This is a genomic window from Streptomyces sp. SID8352 (assembly GCF_009862265.1).
Lineage (GTDB): Bacteria > Actinomycetota > Actinomycetes > Streptomycetales > Streptomycetaceae > Streptomyces.
The window spans coordinates 1-9140 of the sequence record NZ_WWGX01000019.1 but is presented as its reverse complement, the minus strand read 5'-3'; the positions used below and the strand labels follow the sequence as shown (position 1 = coordinate 9140).

The window sequence follows — 9140 nt, the reverse complement described above, 5'->3', positions numbered from 1 at the left end:
CCCCCGCCCCGGCCCCAACCCCAAAACACCAAAGGCGCAACAAACACCCCCACCCACCAAAAGATGCGCCGCAGGCACACCCACAACCCACCCGCACCCGCACCCGCACCCGCACCCGCACCCGACAACAGCAAGCCCCAGGCACCCCCGCGCACCCCACCCGCACCCCACCCGCACCCCACGTAAAATCGACGCACTGTGTCTGATTCCCCCAACACCCCCGCGTCCCCCCAGCCGCACGCCCCCCGTGCCAAGGGCGAGCCCCGGTTCCCCGACGGCCCCCGCGCCGACCCCGCCGGATCGCACTTCGAGCGGCGCATCCGGAGCTTCCAGCCCCGCCGCAGCCGGGTCACCACCGGGCAGGCGGACGCGTTGCAGCGGCTCTGGCCCGCGTGGGGCCTGGACATCGACGGACAGCAGGTCATCGACCTGGCCGAGCTGTTCGGCAACACCGCCCCCGTCGTCCTGGAGATCGGCTTCGGCATGGGCGAGGCCACGGCCCTGATGGCCGCCGACGCCCCCGGCACGAACATCCTCGCCGTGGACGTCCACACCCCCGGCCAGGGCAACCTGCTGCGCCTGGCGGACCTCGCCGGACTGACCAACGTCCGCGTGGCCAACGGCGACGCGATCATCCTGCTGCGCGAGATGCTCGCCCCCGGCTCCCTCGCGGGGCTGCGCGTCTACTTCCCCGACCCGTGGCCGAAGAAGCGGCACCACAAGCGGCGCCTGATCCAGCCGGAGTTCCTGACGCTGGCCGCCTCCCGGCTGGCCCCCGGCGCCCTCGTGCACTGCGCCACCGACTGGGAGCCGTACGCGGAGCAGATGCTGGAGGTGCTGACCGCGCACCCGGCCTTCGAGAACACGGCCCCCGGCGGCGGCTTCGCACCCCGCCCGGGACACCGCCCCCGGACCCGGTTCGAGGGCCAGGGCCTGGAGAAGGGCCATGTGGTGAACGACCTGCTCTTCCGCCGTGTGGAGTCCGACGGGGAACGGGACGCCGAGGAGCGGAACGGCGGGGCCCGGGACGCCACCGGTTAGGGTCCTGCAGTGGCCACCAGTCCCCCGTACCCGCCGTACGCCCCCCACCCGGCGCACATGCCACACCCGGCACGGCCGCCCCGCCCGCACTGGTGGCACCGCGCCCGGGTGCGCTACGGCGCCCTGGGCACGCTGCTCGCGCTCTCCGGCCTGGTCATCCTGGCCCTGGTGCGCCGGCAGACCGGAGCGGACGGCTTCCTGGTGGGCCTCGGCCTCGCGGTGCTCCCCGTGCCGCTGCTGGTCGGCGCGTTCCACTGGCTGGACCGGGTCGACCCCCGCCCCTGGCGCAACCTGCTGTTCTGCTTCGCCTGGGGCGCCTGCGCGGCGGCGCTGATCGCCATCGTCGCCAACAGCTTCGCCACCCGCTGGATAGCGACGGCGACCGCCGACCCGAGCGGCGCGGACACGCTGGGCGCCACGGTGATCGCACCGGTCGTGGAGGAGTCCGCCAAGGCCGCCGCGGTGCTGCTGCTGTTCCTGTTCCGCAGGAGACATTTCACCGGCTTGCTGGACGGCGTGGTGACGGCGGGCGTCACCGCCACCGGCTTCGCGTTCACCGAGAACATCCTGTACCTGGGCGAGGCCTTCGGCACCGACCAGGCCGGCGGGGAGCAGGGTGTCGCGTCGGTGGTGGCGGCGACGTTCTTCGTCCGCGTCGTCATGTCGCCGTTCGCGCACCCGCTGTTCACGGTGCTCACCGGCATCGGCTTCGGGCTGGCGGCGCTCCGCGCGGACCGCCCGGGAAGCCGCCGGGCGCGCCGCGCGCTGCTCCCGCTCACCGGCCTGCTGCTGGCCATGGGCGTGCACGCGCTGTGGAACGGCTCGGTGACGTTCGGGAAGTACGGCTTCTTCGTGGTGTACGGGGTGTTCATGGCCCCCGCGTTCGGCCTGCTGACCTGGCTGGTGATCCGGTCCCGGCAGCGCGAGCTGCGCACGGTCCGCACGGAGCTGCCGGTGTACGTGCAGGCCGGGTGGCTGGGCCCGTTCGAGCCGTTCGCGCTCGGTTCGGTGCGGGGCAGGAGGGCGGCCCGGCAGTACGCCCGCCGCCACGGGGGCCGGGCGGCGGAGCGGGCGGTGGCGGAGTACGGGACGTACACGAGCGCGCTGGCGTACCTGCGCCGGAAGGGGCGCCTGGGCCGGGCGGGCGCGGACTACCAGGCGCGGGAGCGGCTGCTGCTGGACGCGCTGTGGGAGCGCCGGGAGGCGGCCCGCCCGGCGCTGGACCACGCGGCACGGGCGACCTCGCCGCGCCCCCCGTACCCGGTGCCGCCGTGGCCGCACCCGCACGCCGCCCACTGGCCCCAGGGCCACCACCCGTACGTCCCGTACGTCCCGCACCCGGCACACGCCCCGTACGGACACCCCGCACCCGCCGGGTACGCGCACTCCGCCCCGTACACCCCGTACACCCCGTACGGCCCCTTCCCGGCGCTCCCCCGCCCCGGGCCCCGCCCGTAGCGCGGCGGCACCCGTGGCAAGGCGGAGGCCGCCCCGGCCGGGCCGTCGCCGGGGCGGGCGTCAGCGGGGGGCTCAGGCGGAGGCGTCCGTCAGCAGCCCCGTCTCCTCCTCCGTCAGCTCCAGTTCGGCCACGCCCAGCAGCGCCGGGAGCTGCTCCACGGTCCGCGCGGAGGCGATCGGCGCGGCCACCGTCGGCCGCGCGGCGAGCCAGGCGAGGGCGACCGTGGCGACGGGGGTGCCGCGGTCGCGGGCGATTCCGTCGAGGGCGGCCAGCACCCGGCGGCCCCGCTCGCTCTCCAGGTGCCCGGCGGCCCCGGCCGCCCGGGGGCTGTCGACCCGCGCGCCGGGCCGGTACTTGCCGGTGAGGAAGCCGGAGGCGAGGGCGTAGTACGGCACGGCGGCCAGCCCGGAGCGCTCGGCGAGGGCGGACAGCTCGCCCTCGTAGGTGCCGCGGGAGACGAGGTTGTAGTGCGGCTGGAGCGCCACGTACCGGGCGAGCCCCTCGCGGTCGGAGAAGTCCAGGGAGGCGGCGAGCCGTTCGGCGGTGATGTTGGAGGCGGCGATGTGCCGGACCTTCCCGGCCCGCACCAGCTCGTCGAGGGCGCCGATGATCTCCTCGACCGGCACCTCGGGCTTGTCGAAGTGGGTGTAGTACAGGTCGATGTGGTCGGTTCCGAGCCGCCGGAGCGAGGCGTCGGCGGCGGCGCGGATGTTGGCGGCGGTCAGCCCGGGGTAGTCGGGGTGCTGGCTGACCTTGGTCGCGACGACGACGTCGGCGCGGCGGCCGCGGGAGGCGAGCCATTCGCCGATGAGGGTCTCGGACTCCCCGCCGCTGTTGCCGTCGACCCAGGCGGAGTAGGAGTCGGCGGTGTCGAAGAAGTTGCCGCCGGCGGCGGTGTAGGCGTCGAGGACGGCGAAGGAGGCGTCCCGGTCGGCGGTCCAGCCGAAGACGTTGCCGCCGAGGGCGAGCGGGAAGACCTCCAGGTCGGAGGAGCCGAGCTTGCGCAGATGCGAGGTGGTGGTCATGCCCTGTGTCAACGACCGGGAGGGAAGCGGGCATTCCACCGGCCGGGCGGAGGTGTCGGCCGGTGCCCGCCACCGGACCGGTGGGGGACCGGCGGCCCCGACGTCGGGGGTGAGCGCCGGAACCGCCGGGGCATCGGGAACGTCACCGCGACGGCGCCCCGCACACGGTCACGACGGGCACGCCGCGCACGGGAGCGCGGGGCGGGACCAGGGGCCCCGCCCGGCACGGCGGACGGCGGACACGGCAGCCCGGCGGACACGGTGGGCACGGGAGGCACTGCGGGCACCGCGGGCGCCGCCCGCGTCCCGTGCCGGACGGGGCGCGCCGCCGTACCGCGGTCCGCCGCACCGGTGTCAGAGGCCGAGCCCCTTGCCGCGCAGCCAGGCCGCCGGGTCGACGCCGCTCGCGGAGCCGCCGGGGTGGACCTCGAAGTGCAGGTGGGGGCCGGTGACGTTGCCGGTGGCGCCCACGCGGCCGATGACGTCGCCGGTGTTGACCTGCTGGCCGACGCCGACGCTGATCGACGACTGGTGGCAGTACCAGAGCTCGGTGCCGTCCTCCAGGGTGAGGACGGTGCGGTAGCCGTAGGCGCCCGCCCAGCCCGCCTCGGTGACGGTGCCGGTGTGGACGGCCTTGACGAGGGTGCCGGTGGGGGCGGCGAAGTCGAGCCCGGTGTGGTGGCCGGAGGACCACATGCTGCCGGCCTGGCCGAAGGTGGAGGTGAGCGTGTAGGAGGAGGTCGGCAGCGTGTACTGCCGGGCCAGCTCGGCGAGCCGCTCGGCCTCGGCCTTCTTGCGGGCCTCCTCCTCGGCGCGGGCCTTCTCGGCGGCGGCCTTGGCCTCCGCCTCCTTCTTCGCCTCGGCGGCCTTGTCGGCGGCGGCCCGGGCGGCTTCGGCGGCCTGCTTCACGGCGGCTTCCCTGGCCTTCTCGGCGGCCTTGTTCTCCACCTGGACCTGCTGCTGCTCGGCCTGCTCCAGGATCCGGGTCCGCAGCGCCTCACCGGCGTCGGCGGTGCCCTGGGCGGTGTCGGCGGTGGTGACGCCGACGGCGCTGAGCGGGGTGGCGGCGGTCTCGGGGCCGGAGGGCTCCTCGTCCCCGGCGACCAGCGCGCCGACCTTCGACAGGCCGGGCAGGCTGGGCAGGTCCGGCAGGGAGATCGAGACCGGCGGCTTGCCGGTCTGCGCGCTGGCCATGCCGCCCGCTCCGACGGCCGCGATGACGCCGACGCCGAGGACGGTGGAGCTGCGGGCGAGCCCGCCGCGCTGCTTGGCCACGCGGTGCCGGCCGCGCACGGGGCGGACGGACTCCGCGGTGGGGTTCCATTCCTCCCAGGGACCCTCTTCGGGTCGGGGGACGCCGTGGCCGAAGGTGTCGTCGACACCGTGGCCGGAGGGTGCGAACGGGGCCTCGGGGGCAGGCCGGTTGGACGCCACGTGGGCGTGCTCCTTTCCTTCCTTCCGCCTACCGGGTTAGCTGACGGGTTCGGAGCAGGAAGGTCTCCTACGGGCGGTTTTCGGCCATGTCGCCATGGCGGCGTGCGCCCGATTCACCCCAAGGTGGTGGTTCCCCGGTTCCCTCGCGGGATTCGGCATGTGCGCGCGGAGCCGCCTTCTGTGACGGCTGGGACGACCGCGCTGCGTTATCGAACGTTAATAGACGAGAGCCGGGTATTCCAAGCCGCTCCGCTTGATCATTAACGATTCGGGGGTGATCCAAAGCACTACGACAGGCGAAAACGGGGCGAGTTGACCCCGCGCGCGGCCCTCCGAGCACCACTTCTTCACCGCACTCCGTCCTGATGGTGTGTCAATTGTTATGCGGAGGGCGGTCGGACCCTCACCGTCCGTGACGGTTCGCGGGACGGCGGACGGCGAGCAGCGCCATGTCGTCGGCCATGCCCCCGCCGGAGTACCGGCGCACATCCTCGGCCAGGGCGTCGAGCAGGTCCGCCGGGTAGGCGAAGCGGTTGCCCCGCAGCCGCGCCTCGGGGTCGTAGAAGACGCCGCGGGCGTCGCGCGCCTCGGACAGCCCGTCGGTGTACAGCAGCAGGGTGGCCCCGGCGGGGAATCCGGCCTCCTCGGCGCGGTCCGGCCACACCCCCAGCTCCCCCATGCCGAGCGGCAGCGCGGCTTCCCCCGCGGGCAGCGGGCGCACGGTGCCGTCGGCGTACAGCATCAGCGGCGGGGGGTGGCCCCGGTTGACGACGCGGACGGAGCCGTCGCCGTGCGGGAGTTCCGCGAGGACGGCGGTGGTGAAGCCCTCGTAGTCGTCCAGACCGTCCCGCCGGTCGCCCTCGCGGGCGAGCGCCCGTTCCAGCCGCTGCGCGACCGCCTCCAGGGTCGCCTCCTGTTCGGCGGCCTCCCGGAACGCGCCGATGACCACCGCGACGGCCGCGACGGCGCCCATGCCCTTGCCGCGCACGTCCCCGACGAGGAGCCGGACGCCGCGCGCGCTGTCCTGCACGGCGTAGAGGTCGCCGCCGATGAAGGCGCCGGCCTGGGCGGCCTCGTAGCGGGCGGCGATCTCGAAGCCGCCGATCCGCTCCGGGGGCCGGGGCAGCACGGCGCGCTGGGCGGCCTCCGCGATCTCGCGGGTGGAGGCTAGCCGCTCGTCGGTGCGGCGGACGGAGGTGTTGACCAGGACGGCGAGGACGGCGGCGGTCGCGATGGTGATCAGCTCGGTGAGGGAGTCGACGCTGTGGAGCACCCCCTTGGCCAGTTGCAGCAGACTGACGGAGGCGATCACGGCCGCCGCGGTGAGCACGGTGCCGCGCCGCGAGTAGAGGGGGGCGGCGACCAGGGGCGCGGCGGTGTAGAGGGGCCCGGCGGTGAAGTACCTCGGGGTGAGGGAGTCGTAGACGATCGCGACGAGGATCAGCAGCGGCGGCAGCACGCGGACCAGCCGGTTGCCCACCGGGGGGCCGCGCCGGGGGGAGGGGATGCGCAGCGGGCCGGGTCCCTCGTCGTGGCTGCCGTGACCGCGGTGGGGGCCGCGGCGGGCCCGGTCCGCACGGCCGGTCGACGCGCCGGAGCGGGCGCGGGCGGGCGCGGGCCGGGCGGGCGGGCCGGGGGGCGGTCCGTCGGGGGACCGGCCTTCCGGTTCCTCGTCGCCCATGTCGCCTGGCCGCACCACTCGTCTCCCGCCACCCGCCCCGCACGTCCGTGCCGGTGTCGCCGTCCGGGTCCCAGGTTTCCCGGGGCGGTGGCGGCGGGCGAGCGGTGCGCGCCGATCGGATGACGGCCGGACGGCCACCGGACGGGAGGGCGGGGGCAGGGGGGGACGAGGCGGGGACGGGGACGGGAGCCGGACGGAAACGGGGCGCCGGGGAAACGACCGGAGGCCGGAACCCTTTCGGATTCCGGCCTCCGGCCTTCAGTAGCGGGGACAGGATTTGAACCTGCGACCTCTGGGTTATGAGCCCAGCGAGCTACCGAGCTGCTCCACCCCGCGTCGTTGTGTGACCAGTGTACGCCATCGCGGGACCACCGCGCACACACGTTTCCCGGGCCCCGCGCGCCCCGGCCGTCACGCCCGCCCCTCCCGTCCCTGGAGCCGGACGGCTGGGACATGGACGCCGGGACGGGGAGCCCGGATGCCGGGGTGCGGGTCCCCGGGGTTCAGGGGGCCGTCAGGTGCCGGTTCGGCGCGGCGGCCCGCTCGGCGTACTCCGGCAGGACGACCACGACGGCGCCCGCGGCGGCCAGCGCCCCGCTGCCGTCGGCCCCGGGGACGAAGGTGTCGGGCTCGCGCCAGGCCGTGACCACCCGGCGCACCCCGGCGTCGAGGATCAGCCGGACGCAGGGCGCGGGGCGGGAGGCGCGGCGGGAGCAGGGCTCCAGGCTGGAGTAGACGGTGGCGCCGGGGAGCCGGGGATCGGCCGGGTCGGTCCCGGCGAGGGCCACCTCCTCGGCGTGCGCCACGGGGTCGCCCCCCTCCCGGGAGTGGCCGCGGGCCAGCTCCGTGCCGTCGGCGGCGACCACGACCGCGCCGACGCTGAAGGCCGTGCGGGAGGGCGGGCACCGGGCGGCCAGGTCGCAGGCGAGCCCCAGCCAGTGCCGGTCGGCGGCGGTCGCCTCCGGGCCGGTGCCGGGGGCGGTAGGCCGGTACCGCGCCAGGACGACGTCGCCGACCCGCCGGGTCTCCACGAGCGCCAGCCGCCCGTCCTGGTAGCCGCCGGGCCCGAAGAGGCGGGGCGCGGCGGGGTCCCCGACCAGCACGGGGGCGAGGGCGAGCTGGAGTTCGTCGGCGAGGCCCCGGCGCAGGAGCTGGGTGTGGACGGTGCCGCCGCCCTCCACCATGAGCCGCCGCACACCGCGCCGGTCGCGCAGGTGCTCCAGCGCGGCGCGCCAGTCCAGGGTGGGGCCGAGCGGCACGATGTCACCGGCGAGCCCGAGCCGCCGGGCCCGGCGGGCGCCCCCGTCGGTGGTCAGGAGGACCTTCTCGCCGCCGGTGCCCCAGAACCGGGCGGCCGGGTCCAGCTCGCCGGTGGCGCTGACCACCGCCTTGAGCGGATGCTCCGGCTGCCCGGCGGCCACCCTGGCGGCCCGCCGCGCGGCCGAGGCGACCAGCAGCCGCGGGTTGTCGGCCCGGAGGGTGCCGGCGCCGATCAGGATCGCGTCGCAGGAGGCCCGGACCTCGTCGACCCGGTCGAAGTCGGCGGGGGAGGACAGCAGCAGGCGCTCGGGGCCGGTGTCGTCCAGGTATCCGTCGAGCGACACGGCGGCGGAGAGCAGGACATGGGGCAGGGGCATCGGGGTCTCTCCCATCAAGGGGCCTCCGTCCGGGCCCGGCGGCACGATCCTCCCGGACGCGCCGGCGCACGTCTCCCGTGCACCGCCCCCCGCCCCGCCGCCGGGGCGCCGCCAGCACGACTACGGCGCCGCCCCGTGCAGCAACATGAGACAGCGCGTTGGTCCGAACCTCTTCGGTGCAATGAGCCCAGCTTCATGGCTGACCGCATCCCGAACCCCGTGCACGGCTTGCTCGCGGTCGTCCTCGATGCGATCCCCCGCTACGACGCCCCCGACTGCGACCGGCGCATCCTCGACCGCGGGCGCACCGTCCGGGGCGGTGAGGGTAGGTTGGCACCCCTCCGAAACCGGGCAAGGCTCTGTCCGTGAGGTCGACCCGATCCTGCATGACGACCTGGCGGCGATGCTCCGTACCGGTATGACGCTGTCGGAGGCGGTGTGCACCGCGGTGTCGATCAAAGATCGGGCGAGGCCGACAGCCCTGCCCGATCCGCGGGCCGCCCTGAGGGGCCATGATCACTCGCGCCAAAGCAGCTCCCGGCCAAAGTCACTCCGCTGACCGGTTCTAAGAACTCCTAACGCAATGACTTCAGGCGTCGCCAGCAGATGAGTGCGCATCCGAGGATGAGGAAGGCTTCGTGGATGTCGTCGCGTATCTCCCAGCGGATCCGCAGGCGGCGGGACCAGTGGAGGTGGGCGAAGGCCCGCTCGACGACCCACCGTTGGATGCCCAGGCCCGAGCCGTGCTCGGTGCCGCGTCGGGCGATCTGCGGTTTCACGCCGAGGGCGCGGACGAGGCGGCGGTACTTGTCGTGGTCGTAGCCGCGGTCGCCCAGCACCACGTCGGGACGGCGCCGGGGCCG

At 75.3% G+C, this 9140-nt stretch carries 8 protein-coding genes, 1 tRNA gene and 1 riboswitch; of the genes, 3 read left to right on the top strand and 6 right to left on the bottom strand.

From position 1 onward, the window contains the following. The first annotated feature begins 198 nt into the window (after positions 1-198). On the top strand, positions 199-1041 hold the full coding sequence (gene trmB / locus GTY84_RS05040) for a tRNA (guanosine(46)-N7)-methyltransferase TrmB (protein WP_161224877.1): 843 nt from the start codon (positions 199-201) through the stop codon (positions 1039-1041). A gap of 57 nt (positions 1042-1098) precedes the next feature. After that, positions 1099-2499 carry a PrsW family intramembrane metalloprotease gene (locus GTY84_RS05035; protein WP_161224880.1) on the top strand — a complete coding sequence of 467 codons (1401 nt, stop codon included), beginning with the start codon at positions 1099-1101 and terminating at the stop codon, positions 2497-2499. 72 nt (positions 2500-2571) lie between these two features. Here GTY84_RS05035 and GTY84_RS05030 read toward each other — a convergent pair whose 3' ends face one another. The 5 genes from GTY84_RS05030 to GTY84_RS05010 form a co-directional block, all read right to left on the bottom strand. After that, positions 2572-3525, bottom strand: a complete 954-nt coding sequence (locus GTY84_RS05030; protein ID WP_161224876.1) for an aldo/keto reductase — start codon at positions 3523-3525, stop codon at positions 2572-2574. Between the two features lie 354 nt (positions 3526-3879). Continuing rightward, positions 3880-4959 carry a M23 family metallopeptidase gene (locus tag GTY84_RS05025; RefSeq protein WP_161224875.1) on the bottom strand — a complete coding sequence of 360 codons (1080 nt, stop codon included), beginning with the start codon at positions 4957-4959 and terminating at the stop codon, positions 3880-3882. Between the two features lie 11 nt (positions 4960-4970). Beyond that, positions 4971-5127: riboswitch (cyclic di-AMP (ydaO/yuaA leader) on the bottom strand. Between the two features lie 235 nt (positions 5128-5362). Further along, a complete protein-coding gene (locus GTY84_RS05020) occupies positions 5363-6640 on the bottom strand; it encodes a PP2C family protein-serine/threonine phosphatase (protein ID WP_237532072.1) in 1278 nt (425 codons plus the stop codon). Between the two features lie 262 nt (positions 6641-6902). After that, positions 6903-6976 (bottom strand) — tRNA-Met (locus GTY84_RS05015). 167 nt (positions 6977-7143) lie between these two features. Further along, positions 7144-8277: a dihydrofolate reductase family protein gene (locus GTY84_RS05010; RefSeq protein WP_161224878.1), complete on the bottom strand. Its 1134-nt coding sequence runs from the start codon at positions 8275-8277 to the stop codon at positions 7144-7146. Positions 8278-8472: 195 nt separating this feature from the next. On the opposite strand from GTY84_RS05010, the gene GTY84_RS05005 reads away from it, so the two are divergent. After that, positions 8473-8646 (top strand): hypothetical protein, encoded by a 174-nt coding sequence (locus GTY84_RS05005; protein WP_161224874.1) that lies wholly within the window; start codon positions 8473-8475, stop codon positions 8644-8646. A gap of 206 nt (positions 8647-8852) precedes the next feature. On the opposite strand, the gene GTY84_RS05000 is transcribed toward GTY84_RS05005, so the two are convergent. After that, on the bottom strand, positions 8853-9140 hold a 288-nt coding region (locus GTY84_RS05000; RefSeq protein ID WP_161224873.1), incomplete at its 5' end, for a transposase.